The organism is Cedecea sp. VD22, assembly GCF_037150195.1.
In the GTDB taxonomy this organism is placed as follows: Bacteria; Pseudomonadota; Gammaproteobacteria; order Enterobacterales; family Enterobacteriaceae; genus Cedecea.
The window spans coordinates 86,972-100,908 of the sequence record NZ_JBBCPX010000010.1 but is presented as its reverse complement, the minus strand read 5'-3'; the positions used below and the strand labels follow the sequence as shown (position 1 = coordinate 100,908).

Below are 13,937 nucleotides of genomic sequence, written 5' to 3'. Positions count from 1 at the left end.
TTTATTCGACGACAGGTGGCGCAACGAACCACAGCACCACAATCCATATGATGAATCCACATGTTAACAGAGCGCCCGCGAGCTTGCCGATTTGGCGAGGTTTGCGCCAGCAGAGCAGGGCAAAAACAGCACTTACCGCTAACATCAACCAATAATCCCGGGCAAAAGCTAACGGGTTGAGGTGGCCCGGTGCCACCAACGCAGGAATGCCAAGCACAAACACAACGTTAAAAATGTTCGAACCGATGATATTACCAATCGCAATATCATCTTCGCCCTTGCGCGCGCCGGCTATGGCGGTCGCTAATTCCGGCAGACTGGTACCAATCGCAATGATCGTCAAACCGATAACCAGTTCGCTTACGCCAAAATAATGGGCAAGCACCGAGGCATTATCGATGACCATTCGCGTTGCCATCGGCATAATAACCAACGCCACTCCCAGCCATAAAAATGCGACGGACAGACTGCCTTCTTGAGGGAGTTCGGCCTGCTGCTCCCGCGTCAGACTATCGATCCCCTGCCGTTCCGCAAGGCGGCCTATTCTAATGATAAAGAGTAGATATAACACTGCGATTGTCAGCAGCATGACGCCCTCGGCCTGCGTCAGTTCACCGTCATAGAGAAACAGACCTGCGGCGGCACTCACCGCCAACATTAGAGGCAATTCACGACGTAGAATATCGGAATTAACGGTAAATGGGTGCAGCAGCGCGGCGAGCCCCAGGATCAGCATAATGTTAGTGATATTTGAGCCGATAGCTGTCCCTACGGCCAAATCCAACTGGCCGTGCAGCGCTGACGTACTGGCGATGATAATTTCAGGCAGTGAAGTGCCAATGCTGACCACCGTCATGCCGATAATCAGCGGCGGGATCCCGATGCTGCGACAAAGTATCGCTGCGGCGAAAACTAAACGGTCGGCACCATAGACCACCAGGAGTAAACCAATAATTAATAGCGCCGTAGCTAACAGCATGAAAAATCCTTTATTAGGGTATAATCGCCGATCCTGAGGGGCTGAAGGGTCGGGCAAAACGAAGTGCAGCCTGAGCCTGGCGATAAGTCTTAATTCTGACTTTATGCGGCGAAAAAGTAAAACAAATGCCAGCTTTCGCTAACCTGCGCAGGTAATATTCTGTAAAAATGTTGGGTTTTAGCATCCCTTTGAGGCCATGCTTGCCGGCAAACATAAAAAAGGAAGGGCGATGAGTCAGACAGAAGCCAATCTGGTTGAGATCCGTGGGATGAGTTTCTCTCGCGGCGAGCGCCAGATCTTCGAGAATATTTCGCTGACGGTACCACGCGGCAAGGTGACGGCGATCATGGGGCCATCGGGGATCGGTAAAACTACGCTGTTGAAGCTTATTGGTGGGCAGATCCAGCCGGACAGCGGCGAGATCCTTTTTGATGGTGAGAACGTACCGTCGATGTCGCGTTCACGGCTTTTTACCGTGCGTAAACGCATGAGTATGCTGTTCCAATCCGGCGCCTTATTTACCGATCTTAATGTGTTTGAAAACGTGGCTTATCCACTGCGTGAACATCTTCAGTTACCAGAACCGCTATTGCACAGCACGGTGATGATGAAACTGGAAGCCGTGGGGCTTCGCGGGGCGGCCAATCTTATGCCTTCTGAATTATCTGGCGGGATGGCGCGCCGCGCGGCGTTGGCCCGTGCTATAGCGCTTGAGCCAGACTTGATTATGTTTGATGAACCTTTCGTCGGACAGGATCCCATTACCATGGGCGTGCTGGTTAAGCTTATTTCAGAACTTAACAGCGCTCTTGGCGTCACCTGCATTGTGGTATCACACGATGTACCAGAAGTATTAAGCATCGCGGATTACGCTTATATTGCTGCCGATCAGCACATTGTTGCTCAAGGTAGCCCGGCGGAATTGCGTGAAAACCACGATCCACGCGTTAGACAGTTCCTTGATGGGATCGCGGATGGCCCGGTGCCATTCCGTTATCCAGCCGGGGATTATCAACAAGATTTATTACCTGGAACGAGGAGCTAAACTGCTCATGCTGCTAAATGCACTGGCATCTCTCGGGCGACGCGGGATAAAAACCTGCGCTTCGTTTGGACGTGCCGGACTGATGTTATTCAACGCGCTGGTAGGGAAACCGGAGTTTCGCAAGCATGCGCCGTTGCTGGTTCGTCAGCTTTATAATGTCGGTGTACTGTCGATGTTGATCATTATGGTTTCCGGCCTGTTCATCGGGATGGTGCTTGGCTTACAGGGCTATCTTGTGCTGACGACTTACAGCGCTGAGTCGAGTCTAGGCATGCTGGTGGCGCTTTCACTGCTCCGTGAACTTGGCCCGGTTGTTGCCGCGCTACTGTTTGCCGGGCGTGCGGGTTCTGCTTTAACCGCCGAAATTGGCCTGATGCGTGCGACGGAACAGCTGTCCAGCATGGAGATGATGGCTGTCGATCCGCTGCGCCGCGTCGTTTCACCGCGATTTTGGGCTGGGGTTATCTCGCTGCCGCTTCTGACGCTTATCTTCGTTGCCGTGGGCGTTTGGGGTGGTGCTCTGGTGGGCGTGAACTGGAAAGGCATTGATGCCGGTTTCTTCTGGTCAGCAATGCAAAATGCAGTCTCATGGCGGCTGGATTTGGTTAACTGCGTGATTAAAAGCGTAGTCTTCGCCATTACCGTAACGTGGATTGCGTTATTCAACGGGTACGATGCTATTCCGACTTCTGCCGGGATTAGCCGGGCAACCACGCGCACCGTTGTGCACGCTTCTCTGGCCGTTTTGGGCCTCGATTTTGTGCTGACAGCACTGATGTTTGGGAATTGAGTTCATGCAAACAAAGAAATTTGAAGTTTGGGTTGGTGCTTTTCTGCTGGTCGCGCTGGTCGCTATTATTTTTCTCTGTCTGAAAGTGGCGAATGTTACCTCTCTGCGTAGCGAACCGACTTATCGGGTATATGCCACCTTCGACAACATCGGTGGCCTGAAAATGAGTTCGCCGGTTCGTCTTGGTGGTGTTGTTATTGGTCGAGTTGATGGTATCGCTCTTGACCCGAAAACCTATTTGCCTCGCGTAACGCTGGACATTGAACAGCGCTACAACCAGATTCCGGATACCAGCTCTCTGGCGATTCGCACGTCTGGGCTGTTGGGTGAGCAATATATTGCTCTTAACCTCGGCTTTGACGACCCGGAACTGGGGTCATCTATGCTGAAAGATGGCAGCACCATTCAGGATACGAAATCTGCTTTGGTTCTTGAGGATCTGATAGGTCAGTTCCTTTACAAGAGCGGCAACGGCGACAATAAGAATTCTGGCGATGCTGAAGCGCATTCCGCAGGCCATACTGATGCTGCACCGCAGTCAGGTACTACGAATTAATTTAAGAGGAACAAGTGATGTTTAAGCGTCTTATGATGGTAGCTATGCTGGTTATCGCCCCATTTGCGATGGCGGCAGACCAGACCAACCCTTACAAATTAATGAATGAGGCGGCGCAGAAGACCTTTGATCGCCTGAAAAACGAGCAGCCTCAAATTCGACAGAATCCGAATTATCTGCGGGATATCGTTGGCCAGGAACTGCTGCCTTATGTTCAGGTAAAATACGCGGGGGCGCTGGTGTTAGGGCGTTACTACAAAGATGCTACGCCTGCGCAGCGTGACGCTTACTTCAAGGCTTTTGAAGAGTACCTGAAGCAGGCCTATGGTCAGGCGCTGGCGCTGTATCACGGTCAGACTTATCAAATCGCCCCGGAGCAACCTCTTGGTAATGCTGATATTGTGGCGATCCGTGTGACGATAATCGATCCAAATGGGCGTCCACCAGTGCGTCTTGATTTCCAATGGCGTAAAAATAGCCAAACCGGGAACTGGCAGGCATACGATATGATTGCCGAAGGGATCAGCATGATCACCACCAAACAAAACGAGTGGAGCGACCTGCTCCGTACGAAAGGTATCGATGGTTTGACCGCGCAGCTGCAGTCGATTTCGAAACAGCCAATTACCCTGGACAGTAAAAAGTAATGGCGGAAGAACTAAGCTGGAAGCAGGACGGTGCAACGCTGCATTTCTTCGGAGAGCTGGATGGCGTCACCGTTAATTCGCTTTGGCAGCAGCGTGAGAAAATGGTCACGGGTATCAGTCTCTTTGAGCTAAGTGGCTTAACTCGCGTTGATACCGCCGGGCTGGCGTTGCTTATTCACCTGACAGCCATCGTGGCTCGCCAGGGGAACAAGATTGAGCTTAGGGGCGCTACTGATAATTTGCGCACACTGGCTCAACTCTACAATCTGCCAGAGGCGCTATTGCCACATCTGGCAGGCTAATGATTTCAGCACGTTACTTTCAAAGCCCTCGAACTGCTAAGTTCTGGGGCTTTTTGCTTATTTAAGCGGACGCCACTTTCCTCTAAGATGTGTGGCTTATTTCATCATTTATTAATCGACGAATAGATACCCCATGGAAAATCATGAAATTCAGACAGTGCTGATGAACGCACTGCCCCTCCAGGAAGTCCACGTCTCAGGCGATGGCAGCCACTTTCAGGTTATAGCGGTGGGTGAGTTATTCGCCGAGTTAAGTCGCGTCAAAAAACAGCAAACCGTGTATGCCCCGCTGATGGAATTTATCGCGGATAATCGCATGCATGCTGTGTCTATTAAGACCTATACGCCAGAAGAGTGGGCGCGCGATCGCAAACTGAATGGTTTTTGAATCATCGGCTCAGGCTGGTGATAACGTTTTGAATTTAAAAGAGAGCAGTTTCAATGGATAAATTTCGTGTGCAGGGGCCTACCCGCCTGAGTGGAGAAGTCACAATCTCAGGGGCTAAAAACGCCGCGCTGCCAATCCTCTTCGCCGCGCTTCTGGCGGAAGAGCCGGTAGAGATTCAGAACGTTCCAAAACTGAAAGACATTGATACCACGATGAAGCTGCTGAGCCAGCTGGGTACCAAAGTTGAGCGCAACGGTTCCGTCTACATTGACGCCAGCGGCGTAAATATTTTCTGTGCGCCATATGACCTGGTGAAAACCATGCGAGCCTCTATTTGGGCGCTAGGGCCACTGGTTGCTCGCTTTGGCCAAGGGCAGGTTTCTCTGCCTGGTGGTTGTGCCATTGGCGCTCGTCCGGTGGATTTGCACATTACTGGTCTGGAGCAGTTGGGTGCGGAGATTAAGCTCGAAGAAGGCTACGTTAAGGCGTCGGTAAATGGCCGCCTTAAAGGTGCTCATATCGTGATGGATAAGGTCAGCGTGGGTGCAACCGTGACCATCATGAGTGCGGCCACGCTTGCGGAAGGCAAAACGATCATTGAAAACGCTGCCCGTGAACCGGAGATCGTCGACACTGCGAACTTCCTTAACACCCTGGGCGCGAAGATCAGCGGTGCGGGCACCGATCGTATTACTATCGAAGGCGTTGCTCGTTTGGGCGGGGGCGTTTACCGCGTGCTGCCTGACCGTATTGAAACCGGGACGTTCCTGGTGGCTGCGGCAATCTCTGGCGGTAAAATTCTTTGCCGTAACGCGCAGCCGGATACTCTGGATGCTGTTCTGGCGAAGCTGCGTGAAGCTGGCGCGGAAGTTGAAACGGGTAAAGACTGGATCAGTCTTGATATGCATGGCCAACGTCCAAAAGGCGTAACGGTGCGTACTGCTCCACACCCAGGTTTCCCTACCGATATGCAGGCGCAATTCACCCTGCTGAATCTGGTGGCGGAAGGGACAGGCGTTATCACCGAAACTATCTTCGAAAACCGCTTTATGCATGTGCCTGAATTAATCCGTATGGGCGCGCATGCTGAGATCGAAAGCAATACAGTTATCTGCCACGGTGTCGAAAAGCTTTCCGGAGCTCAGGTAATGGCAACCGATCTTCGTGCGTCTGCAAGTCTGGTTCTGGCGGGCTGTATCGCAGAAGGGACAACGATAGTGGATCGTATTTACCACATTGATCGCGGCTATGAGCGTATTGAAGATAAGCTTCAGGCGCTGGGGGCTAAGATCGAGCGCGTCAAGGGAAGCGAGTAAACATCCTCCCTTAAAGACGGATAGCCGGGGCATGCCCCGGCTTTTTTATAGCTGTCGGATCTTCCGTGTTCGGTCGATAAACTCACGTGTCACCGGGTCGTGGTAGCGTGAAGGCCAGATAACCTGTGGTGCAACACCTAAAGCCTTAGCGATAATAAACTCCCCTTTGGGCCAGGGGCGAGACAGCGCATTGGCGAGCGTTGATGAGCTTAAACCTGACTGGCGTGATAAGGCGGCGAGCGACGTTTTCTTTTTTCGCAGTCCGGCAATAATGTCCGCCGGATGCCAGTCCACAAATTGATTTTCCATAATCTCTCCCTGTGATCTTACTAATCCTGCTCTGAGATGAGCGATGGCACAGGAAATTTATAACATAAAAATTTCCAAATGATTCCAGTAAGTGCAAGGAATAATAGATTCTGTGTTTTCATCCGCAAATATGATGAAAGCTAGTGAGAATGAAATATTCAGGAAAGAGGGAAGGGTTGAGGATCTGTTTTACTGGAAACTTTAGCGCGCCAACTGGCGCGCTAAAGTTGATGTTAGTGGTCGCGTTGAACGGACATGTGCGCCAAAGAAATTAGCGCTTCACGGTAAGGAGTATCAGGCAGCACTGAAAGGGCATCGATTGCTTTATCTGCCTCTTCTTCGGCGCGTTGACGAGTCCATTCCAGAGAACCGCAATCCGACATAGCTCTCAGTACGGGATCCAGTAAATGACGGCCATTTCCCTGTTCGATCGCTTCACGAATCATCTGAGCCTGCTCTGGTGAGCCGTTGCGCATGGCGTGTAACAGCGGCAGCGTCGGTTTGCCTTCGTTCAGATCATCGCCGACATTTTTACCCAGCGTTTGCCCATCTGAGCTGTAATCCAGCAGGTCATCAATGAGTTGAAACGCAGTACCCAGGTACCGCCCATAATCCTGCAGCGCTTTTTCCTGAATCTCCGTTGCGCCTGCCAGAATCCCCGAGCATTGAGCCGCAGCTTCAAACAGGCGGGCCGTTTTGCTGTAAATGACCCGCATATAGCTTTCTTCAGTAATGTCTGGGTCATTACAGTTCATCAGCTGTAGCACTTCGCCTTCAGCGATAACGTTTACGGCCTCTGACATCACTTCCAGCACTTTCAGCGAACCGAGGCTGGTCATCATCTGGAATGCTCGCGTATAGATGAAATCGCCGACCAAAACGCTCGCAGCGTTGCCGAAAGCGGCATTGGCTGTGGCTTTACCCCGACGCATATCTGATTCGTCCACGACGTCATCATGAAGTAGCGTGGCGGTATGTATAAATTCGATCAGCGCTGCAATTCTGACATGTGCTTGCCCTTCGTAAGCAAGCGCCCGCGCGGCAAGTACGGCAATCATTGGGCGGATGCGTTTACCGCCACCGCTGACGATGTAGTAGCCCAACTGGTTGATCAGTTGAACATCGGAATTCAATTGCTCAAGGATTGTCGCATTGACACCCGCCATATCTTGCGCGGTTAACTCATTAATTTTTTCTAAATTCATCGCAAAAGTCTGGCTTTCGTCCTGTTTATTCCATATCCATATGGCATAACGAGAGGGTTGAGGTTCGATACTGTAGTACAGATTGTACTGAAAAAACGAGGCAGATAAACGGTGTGTGTGCTGTTGCGTTTTTTTTCTACGGTAATTGACGATCGGGCTTGTCAAACCCTCACGATTTGCGTAATATTCGCGCCCTATTGTGAATATTTATAGCGCTACCTGAAACCTATGTAAGGTAAGCGCGGAAAGCGGAGTTTTATATGTACGCGGTTTTCCAAAGTGGTGGTAAACAACACCGAGTAAGCGAAGGTCAGACCGTTCGCCTGGAAAAGCTGGACATCGCAACTGGCGAAACTGTTGAGTTCGCTGAAGTTCTGATGATCGCAAACGGTGAAGAAGTCAAAATCGGCGTTCCTTTCGTCGATGGTGGCGTTATTAAAGCTGAAGTCGTTGCTCACGGTCGTGGCGAGAAAGTTAAAATCGTTAAGTTCCGTCGCCGTAAACACTATCGTAAGCAAGCGGGCCACCGTCAGTGGTTCACTGATGTGAAAATCACTGGCATCAGCGCCTAAGACCTGAGGAGTAGATTAAATGGCACATAAAAAGGCTGGCGGCTCAACTCGTAACGGTCGCGATTCAGAAGCAAAACGCCTGGGTGTAAAACGCTTTGGTGGTGAAACTGTACTGGCTGGTAGCATCATCGTTCGTCAACGTGGTACCAAATTCCACGCTGGCAACAATGTAGGTTGTGGTCGTGACCACACCCTGTTTGCTAAAGCAGACGGTAAAGTGAAATTCGAAGTTAAAGGCCCGAACAATCGTAAATACATCAGCATCGTTGCTGAGTAAGTTTTTCGGTCCGGTAACGGATGAAAGCCCCGCAACGTGTTGCGGGGCTTTTTACATTGTACGCCTGGTAAATTAAGACAGGGAATGGGCATGGGGCAGCAGGCGGGAATCGGTATTCTTTTAGCGTTAACCACGGCGATGTGCTGGGGGGCGTTACCCATAGCGATGAAGCAGGTGCTTCCGGTGATGGCGCCACCAACCGTGGTATTTTATCGATTTCTGATGGCCAGTATTGGCCTGGGTATTTTCCTTGCGATTCGGGGGAAATTACCGCCGCTCAGGATGTTCCGTAAGCCCCGGTGGCTAGTACTGTTAGCGATCGCCACTGGGGGATTATTTGGCAACTTTCTGCTCTTTAGTTCTTCCCTGCAGTATTTAAGTCCTACTGCGTCTCAGGTTATTGGCCAGCTTTCTCCTGTCGGGATGATGGTGGCGAGCGTAGTAGTGCTAAAAGAGAGAATGCGTGGCACGCAGATTATTGGTGCCATGATGCTCTTGTGTGGTCTGGTGATGTTCTTCAACACCAGTCTTGTAGAGATTTTTACCCGCCTGACGGATTACACCCTTGGTGTTATCTTCGGCGTGCTGGCGGCAACGGTTTGGGTCAGCTATGGTGTGGCGCAGAAAGTGTTATTACGCCGGTTAGCCTCACAGCAGATCCTCTTTTTGTTGTACACTTTATGTACTATTGCACTTTTGCCGCTGGCAAAACCTGGTGTGATTTTCCAGCTCAGTAGCTGGCAACTGGCATGTCTGGTTTTCTGCGGTCTGAATACGCTGGTAGGCTATGGCGCGCTCGCTGAGGCGATGGCGCGCTGGCAGGCCTCCCAGGTTAGCGCCATCATTACGCTAACCCCGTTATTTACGTTGCTGTTCTCAGACCTGCTGTCTCAGGCCTGGCCCGAGTATTTCGCCATACCGATGCTTAACCTTGTGGGTTATATCGGGGCTCTCGTGGTTGTGGCTGGTGCGATGTATTCCGCGATTGGCCACCGCCTTTGGGGGCGCTGGCATAAAACCGAAACGATCACGCCGGTGCAGCGTTCGGGCGAATGATTTACGGAGAAGTAAGATGAAGTTTGTTGATGAAGCAACGATCCTGGTCGTAGCAGGTGATGGCGGTAACGGCTGCGTTAGCTTCCGTCGTGAAAAATATATCCCGAGAGGCGGCCCGGACGGTGGTGATGGTGGTGACGGTGGTGACGTATGGCTTGAAGCCGACGAGAACCTGAATACGCTTATCGATTATCGTTTTGAAAAGGCCTTCCGCGCAGAACGTGGCCAGAACGGCCAAAGCCGCGATTGTACCGGTAAACGTGGGCATGACGTCACTGTAAAGGTACCAGTGGGTACCCGAGTGATCGATCAGGGCACCGGTGAAACCATGGGCGATATGACGCAGCATGGCCAAAAGCTGATGGTTGCCAAAGGCGGCTGGCACGGTCTGGGTAATACCCGTTTTAAATCCTCCGTAAACCGTACCCCACGTCAGAAAACGATGGGGACTCCGGGTGAAAAACGCGATCTGCAGCTAGAGCTGATGCTGCTGGCCGATGTCGGTATGCTGGGTATGCCAAATGCGGGTAAATCTACCTTTATCCGCGCGGTATCTGCAGCGAAGCCAAAAGTGGCTGATTATCCATTTACTACGCTAGTGCCAAGCCTGGGCGTTGTTCGTATGGACAATGAAAAGAGCTTCGTTGTCGCGGATATCCCGGGGCTTATCGAGGGCGCCGCTGACGGCGCTGGTTTGGGCATTCGCTTCCTTAAACACCTTGAGCGCTGCCGCGTATTGCTGCATCTCATTGACATTGAACCTATCGATGGCTCTGACCCGGTTGAAAACGCCCGCATCATCGTTGGCGAACTGGAGAAATACAGCGAAAGCCTGGCGTCAAAACCTCGCTGGCTCGTGTTTAACAAAATCGATCTGATGGATAAAGCGCAGGCCGAAGAAAAAGCGAAAGCCATTGCCGAAGCGCTTGGTTGGGAAGATAAATACTACCTGATCTCCGCTGCCAGCCAGATGGGCGTCAAAGATCTCTGCTGGGATGTGATGACCTTTATCATCGAGAACCCGATTACGGCGGCTGAGGTCGCTAAGCAGCCAGAGAAAGTCGAGTTTATGTGGGATGATTACCATCGCCAACAGCTCGATGAAATGGAAGCTGAAGCAGAAGAAGACTGGGATGACGACTGGGATGATGAAGACGACGAAGGCGTCGAAATTATCTACCAGAAGTAAGTCTCAACGAAGAAGGCCGGTGCTCCCGGCCTTTTTTATTGGATGCTGTTCGGAAGCCAGCAGTCAGCCTGCAAGCCGCCTTCCGCACGATTGCCTAATGCCAGGCGGCCATGGTGAAGTTGAACAATCCGCTGCACAATGTTCAGACCCAGTCCGCTACCGCCATAGCGCTGATCCATACGCCTGAAGGGTTCCGTGATTTGTTGAAGATATTCGTCTTTAATGCCCGGGCCGCTGTCGGCCACGCTCAAGATCGTTCCACCCTCTTTTTCCGTCAATGCTATATGAATTTCGCCTTTTTCCGGGCTATAGCGGGAGGCATTTTCCAGCAGGTTACGCAACATTAAACGCAGCAGCACGGCATCACCTTGCACGGTCAGAGCGGATGCTGCAGGCCAGGTTAGCTTTTGCGAGCGCTGTGCCGCCAACTCTTCCATTTCCATTTTAAGCGGCGCAATGATGTCGTCACTCCAGACCAGCGTATTGTAATGCCCGCTGGCCAGAGCTTGCCCGGCGCGCGAAAGCATCAGGAGCTGTTCAATGGTATGCATAAGCTGATCGATACGTGTTAGCAGCATCGGGGCCTGCGCTACCCCATTTTTTACCATCAATTCCAGATGTAACCTGAGACCAGCAAGCGGTGTTCTCAGTTCATGGGCCGCATCGGCAGTGAATAAGCGCTCCTGTTGAATCGTATGATCCAGCCGGCCAAGTAGCTGGTTGAGGGAATTGGTTACGGCCACCATTTCGTCCATGTCGGAAAACATAGGCAGGGGAGTGAGGTTGTCGGCTGAGCGGTTAGCCAGGCTTGAACGCAGCTGATTCAGCGGGCGGGTTATCCAGGTAATTGCCCAGAAAGAGAAAAACAGCGTAAAGGCAACCATGACCAGAGAAGGCACCAACAGGGAAGCAATCGCTTCACGAATCTCTTTTTCGACCTGCTGGTTTCGGGCTTTTGCGGAGAGCGTTTCACTCACCAAAAAACCAATCTGCTCACGGCTCTCATGCCACAGCCAGACAACGCTAATCAACTGGAAGAAAAGAAGAATAAGCGCCAGCAGGATCATCAGGCGCCGGCGCATGCTGCTCATGAGCGGCTTTCCAGCCGGTAGCCAACGCCGCGCACGGTTTTGATTCTGTCTTTGCCTAATTTTCGGCGTAGGTTGTGAATGTGCACTTCAAGGGTGTTGGAGCCGGGATCGTCCTGCCAGCTGTAAATATCCTGCTGTAGCGTTTCACGGTGGACCGTCTGGCCGATTCGCATCATCAGGCGTGTCAGAAGAGCGAACTCTTTGGGCGTAATTTCTACAGCCTGATTGGCGAGCAGCACCTGCTGAGTCTGCAAATTGAGGGTTAAATCGTCTTCCTGAAGCAGATTGTCGCTGTGTCCCTGGTAGCGACGGATCAGCGCTCTCGCACGCGCCTGCAGTTCTGCAAGCGCAAAAGGCTTAACCAGATAATCATCCGCGCCGGAGTCCAGACCATTTACTCTGTCTTCAAGCGCGTCACGAGCCGTCAGGATTAGCACCGGGTTTTTTACCCCACGCCGACGCCATTGACTCAACAGCGTGGCACCATCTTTGTCCGGAAGCCCCAGGTCGAGAATAATCAGGCTGTATTCACCGCTTTGCAGCAAGGCATCAGCCTCCGCAGCCGTCGCGGCGCAGTCCAGCGCGTAGCCTTCCCCACCTAACGCCAGCGCAAGACCTTCCTGTAACAGTAAATCGTCTTCAACAATAAGCAGTTTCATAACTAGTTATTCTGGTAAATGTCTTTGTAAAGCCGGCTTTCGAAGCGCACTAACGGGATGCGGCGATTACGCTGGTCCGCTGGTTCAACGGCATAACCAGAGAGATACTGCACAAAGGCCATGCGCTGCCCGCTTGCCGTGGTGATGAAGCCAGCCAGATTATAAACACCCTGCAATGAACCCGTTTTCGCCGACACTTTCCCATCCACGCCAGCCTGATGTAGGCCGGCACGATACTGCAGAGAGCCATCGTAGCCCGCGAGCGGCAGCATAGAGATAAAGTTTAGCTGATTATCATTCTGCGCGATGTATTGCAGCACCTGCATCATTGTGGCCGGTGAAATCAGGTTATGACGCGAAAGGCCTGAACCATCGACGACAATACTGTTCCCCAAATCTACGCCCGCTTTTTGGCGCAATATCTGGCGTACAGCATCAGAACCTGCCCGCCAGGTGCCAGGAACACCCAGCCGGTTATGTCCGATGGTCCTGAATACGGTATCGGCAATCATGTTGTCGGATTTCTTGAGCATGATTTTAAGCAGGTCATGCAACGGGGCTGACTGTTTGCTGGCTATCACCGTGCCCGGTTCGTTGGGTTGAGTCTGGCGCAGTAGTGTTCCGCTATAGCTGATCCCTGCCTGCTTCAGTTCATCTTTAATGATGGCACCTGCATAGCTTGCACCATCCTGAATGGCAAAGGCTAAGGGCAGCGGATCGGCACGTTGTGTAAGGCAGCCGGTAAGCGTATAGCGGTTGAGATCGCCCGGGACAACATCCAGTTCGCAGTATTGGGCGTCAGGAGAACCTTTGGCCAGCGTTCTGACCTGACTAAACATCACGACCGGATAGTACGAAGCAATGCGGATATAGGCTAAATCGTCAGCTTTTGGCGCGCTGTATAAGGAAATAGAGAAGCAGTTACGGTCCACGATGGCGGCGGCGGGTGGTGCGCTGAAGCACTGTGTCATGTCGTTCCACGGCCAGCCCGGTGCTTTATCGTGGCTGGCGAAAATAGACGTGTCGACCAGCACGTTGCCCTTAATCTGTTGGACGCCCGCTTTTTTTAATTCGGCAACCATGTTGCGAATATCCTGACGCTTAAGCGTAGGATCTCCGCCGAAACGAGCGATAAGATCGCCGTTAAGTACGCCATTATCGATTTGAGCACGGCTTTCCAGCGTGGTGGTAAAACGAAAATCCGGGCCCAACTGAAGGAGCGCCGCTAGCGCCGTAATCACTTTCTGCGTACTGGCAGGCAGAGCCATTTGTTGGCTGTGATAATCAATGAACGGGCTTGTCGCACCGACTTTTTGTACCATCAGCGCCAGGTTCGCCCCGTCAGGCAACTGGGAGGTGTACTCTTCAACGTTCGCAGCCTGAACATTGATGGCTACGGCAGCGGTCAACCCAATGACAAATCTCAAAAATCGCATAATCTCGCGGTAACGGCCTGGAAACGTGACCGCCATACTACGGTGCATTATGGTGCAAAGTAAACGATGACCCTCAGGGAACTCCAGGGTAAAATACCGGTCAATTTGAAAACTGTTACT

General features: G+C 51.9%; 17 protein-coding genes. 11 read left to right on the top strand and 6 right to left on the bottom strand.

All coding sequences use genetic code 11. From position 1 onward, the window contains the following. Position 1: 1 nt before the first annotated feature. Positions 2–979, bottom strand: a complete 978-nt coding sequence (locus WFK85_RS17000) for a calcium/sodium antiporter (RefSeq protein WP_008454825.1) — start codon at positions 977–979, stop codon at positions 2–4. Positions 980–1,208: 229 nt separating this feature from the next. Between WFK85_RS17000 and mlaF the strand changes: the two genes are divergently transcribed. From mlaF to murA, 7 genes are all read left to right on the top strand, one after another. After that, complete coding sequence (mlaF, locus tag WFK85_RS16995; RefSeq protein ID WP_008454824.1) at positions 1,209–2,024, top strand: phospholipid ABC transporter ATP-binding protein MlaF; 816 nt, start codon at positions 1,209–1,211, stop codon at positions 2,022–2,024. Between the two features lie 7 nt (positions 2,025–2,031). Beyond that, on the top strand, positions 2,032–2,814 hold the full coding sequence (gene mlaE / locus WFK85_RS16990) for a lipid asymmetry maintenance ABC transporter permease subunit MlaE (protein ID WP_008454823.1): 783 nt from the start codon (positions 2,032–2,034) through the stop codon (positions 2,812–2,814). 4 nt (positions 2,815–2,818) lie between these two features. Next, positions 2,819–3,370: an outer membrane lipid asymmetry maintenance protein MlaD gene (mlaD, locus tag WFK85_RS16985; protein WP_008454822.1), complete on the top strand. Its 552-nt coding sequence runs from the start codon at positions 2,819–2,821 to the stop codon at positions 3,368–3,370. 17 nt (positions 3,371–3,387) lie between these two features. Then, positions 3,388–4,017, top strand: a complete 630-nt coding sequence (gene mlaC, locus WFK85_RS16980) for a phospholipid-binding protein MlaC (protein ID WP_008454821.1) — start codon at positions 3,388–3,390, stop codon at positions 4,015–4,017. After that, positions 4,017–4,319: a lipid asymmetry maintenance protein MlaB gene (gene mlaB / locus WFK85_RS16975; protein ID WP_166995016.1), complete on the top strand. Its 303-nt coding sequence runs from the start codon at positions 4,017–4,019 to the stop codon at positions 4,317–4,319. The genes mlaC and mlaB overlap by 1 nt, the downstream gene beginning before the upstream one ends. Before the next feature lie 133 nt (positions 4,320–4,452). Next, complete coding sequence (gene ibaG / locus WFK85_RS16970; protein ID WP_008454819.1) at positions 4,453–4,707, top strand: BolA family iron metabolism protein IbaG; 255 nt, start codon at positions 4,453–4,455, stop codon at positions 4,705–4,707. A gap of 53 nt (positions 4,708–4,760) precedes the next feature. Further along, entirely contained in the window at positions 4,761–6,023 is a 1,263-nt protein-coding gene (gene murA / locus WFK85_RS16965) for a UDP-N-acetylglucosamine 1-carboxyvinyltransferase (protein ID WP_336708957.1), read from the top strand. A gap of 45 nt (positions 6,024–6,068) precedes the next feature. Here murA and sfsB read toward each other — a convergent pair whose 3' ends face one another. Then, positions 6,069–6,332 carry a DNA-binding transcriptional regulator SfsB gene (sfsB, locus tag WFK85_RS16960; protein WP_008454817.1) on the bottom strand — a complete coding sequence of 88 codons (264 nt, stop codon included), beginning with the start codon at positions 6,330–6,332 and terminating at the stop codon, positions 6,069–6,071. Between the two features lie 233 nt (positions 6,333–6,565). Further along, positions 6,566–7,537: an octaprenyl diphosphate synthase gene (ispB, locus tag WFK85_RS16955; RefSeq protein ID WP_008454813.1), complete on the bottom strand. Its 972-nt coding sequence runs from the start codon at positions 7,535–7,537 to the stop codon at positions 6,566–6,568. Between the two features lie 260 nt (positions 7,538–7,797). Between ispB and rplU the strand changes: the two genes are divergently transcribed. From rplU to cgtA, 4 genes are all read left to right on the top strand, one after another. Further along, positions 7,798–8,109, top strand: coding sequence for a 50S ribosomal protein L21 (gene rplU, locus WFK85_RS16950; protein WP_008454812.1), 312 nt, complete (start codon positions 7,798–7,800; stop codon positions 8,107–8,109). Between the two features lie 19 nt (positions 8,110–8,128). Continuing rightward, the gene (rpmA, locus tag WFK85_RS16945) at positions 8,129–8,386 is read left to right on the top strand and encodes a 50S ribosomal protein L27 (RefSeq protein ID WP_007673187.1); all 258 of its coding nucleotides are present in this window, start codon (positions 8,129–8,131) and stop codon (positions 8,384–8,386) included. Between the two features lie 90 nt (positions 8,387–8,476). Continuing rightward, complete coding sequence (locus WFK85_RS16940) at positions 8,477–9,442, top strand: EamA family transporter (protein WP_166995018.1); 966 nt, start codon at positions 8,477–8,479, stop codon at positions 9,440–9,442. 16 nt (positions 9,443–9,458) lie between these two features. Then, entirely contained in the window at positions 9,459–10,631 is a 1,173-nt protein-coding gene (gene cgtA / locus WFK85_RS16935; protein WP_008454808.1) for an Obg family GTPase CgtA, read from the top strand. A gap of 35 nt (positions 10,632–10,666) precedes the next feature. Here the strand turns inward: cgtA and pmrB are convergent, their stop codons facing one another. From pmrB to dacB, 3 genes are read right to left on the bottom strand one after another with little or no spacing between them, the layout of a single operon-like run. After that, on the bottom strand, positions 10,667–11,722 hold the full coding sequence (gene pmrB, locus WFK85_RS16930) for a two-component system sensor histidine kinase PmrB (protein WP_166995020.1): 1,056 nt from the start codon (positions 11,720–11,722) through the stop codon (positions 10,667–10,669). Then, positions 11,719–12,381: a two-component system response regulator PmrA gene (gene pmrA / locus WFK85_RS16925; RefSeq protein ID WP_008454804.1), complete on the bottom strand. Its 663-nt coding sequence runs from the start codon at positions 12,379–12,381 to the stop codon at positions 11,719–11,721. The genes pmrB and pmrA overlap by 4 nt, the downstream gene beginning before the upstream one ends. A gap of 2 nt (positions 12,382–12,383) precedes the next feature. Further along, positions 12,384–13,817 carry a serine-type D-Ala-D-Ala carboxypeptidase gene (gene dacB, locus WFK85_RS16920; RefSeq protein ID WP_008454802.1) on the bottom strand — a complete coding sequence of 478 codons (1,434 nt, stop codon included), beginning with the start codon at positions 13,815–13,817 and terminating at the stop codon, positions 12,384–12,386. Between the last annotated feature and the right edge of the window lie 120 nt (positions 13,818–13,937).

What these genes read in the sequence shown, in the direction of transcription:
- WFK85_RS17000 (WP_008454825.1), bottom strand. Translation starts at nt 979, where the DNA reads ATGCTGTTAGCTACGGCGCTATTAATTATTGGTTTACTCCTGGTGGTC.
- mlaF (WP_008454824.1), top strand. Translation starts at nt 1,209, where the DNA reads ATGAGTCAGACAGAAGCCAATCTGGTTGAGATCCGTGGGATGAGTTTC.
- mlaE (WP_008454823.1), top strand. Translation starts at nt 2,032, where the DNA reads ATGCTGCTAAATGCACTGGCATCTCTCGGGCGACGCGGGATAAAAACC.
- mlaD (WP_008454822.1), top strand. Translation starts at nt 2,819, where the DNA reads ATGCAAACAAAGAAATTTGAAGTTTGGGTTGGTGCTTTTCTGCTGGTC.
- mlaC (WP_008454821.1), top strand. Translation starts at nt 3,388, where the DNA reads ATGTTTAAGCGTCTTATGATGGTAGCTATGCTGGTTATCGCCCCATTT.
- mlaB (WP_166995016.1), top strand. Translation starts at nt 4,017, where the DNA reads ATGGCGGAAGAACTAAGCTGGAAGCAGGACGGTGCAACGCTGCATTTC.
- ibaG (WP_008454819.1), top strand. Translation starts at nt 4,453, where the DNA reads ATGGAAAATCATGAAATTCAGACAGTGCTGATGAACGCACTGCCCCTC.
- murA (WP_336708957.1), top strand. Translation starts at nt 4,761, where the DNA reads ATGGATAAATTTCGTGTGCAGGGGCCTACCCGCCTGAGTGGAGAAGTC.
- sfsB (WP_008454817.1), bottom strand. Translation starts at nt 6,332, where the DNA reads ATGGAAAATCAATTTGTGGACTGGCATCCGGCGGACATTATTGCCGGA.
- ispB (WP_008454813.1), bottom strand. Translation starts at nt 7,537, where the DNA reads ATGAATTTAGAAAAAATTAATGAGTTAACCGCGCAAGATATGGCGGGT.
- rplU (WP_008454812.1), top strand. Translation starts at nt 7,798, where the DNA reads ATGTACGCGGTTTTCCAAAGTGGTGGTAAACAACACCGAGTAAGCGAA.
- rpmA (WP_007673187.1), top strand. Translation starts at nt 8,129, where the DNA reads ATGGCACATAAAAAGGCTGGCGGCTCAACTCGTAACGGTCGCGATTCA.
- WFK85_RS16940 (WP_166995018.1), top strand. Translation starts at nt 8,477, where the DNA reads ATGGGGCAGCAGGCGGGAATCGGTATTCTTTTAGCGTTAACCACGGCG.
- cgtA (WP_008454808.1), top strand. Translation starts at nt 9,459, where the DNA reads ATGAAGTTTGTTGATGAAGCAACGATCCTGGTCGTAGCAGGTGATGGC.
- pmrB (WP_166995020.1), bottom strand. Translation starts at nt 11,722, where the DNA reads ATGAGCAGCATGCGCCGGCGCCTGATGATCCTGCTGGCGCTTATTCTT.
- pmrA (WP_008454804.1), bottom strand. Translation starts at nt 12,381, where the DNA reads ATGAAACTGCTTATTGTTGAAGACGATTTACTGTTACAGGAAGGTCTT.
- dacB (WP_008454802.1), bottom strand. Translation starts at nt 13,817, where the DNA reads ATGCGATTTTTGAGATTTGTCATTGGGTTGACCGCTGCCGTAGCCATC.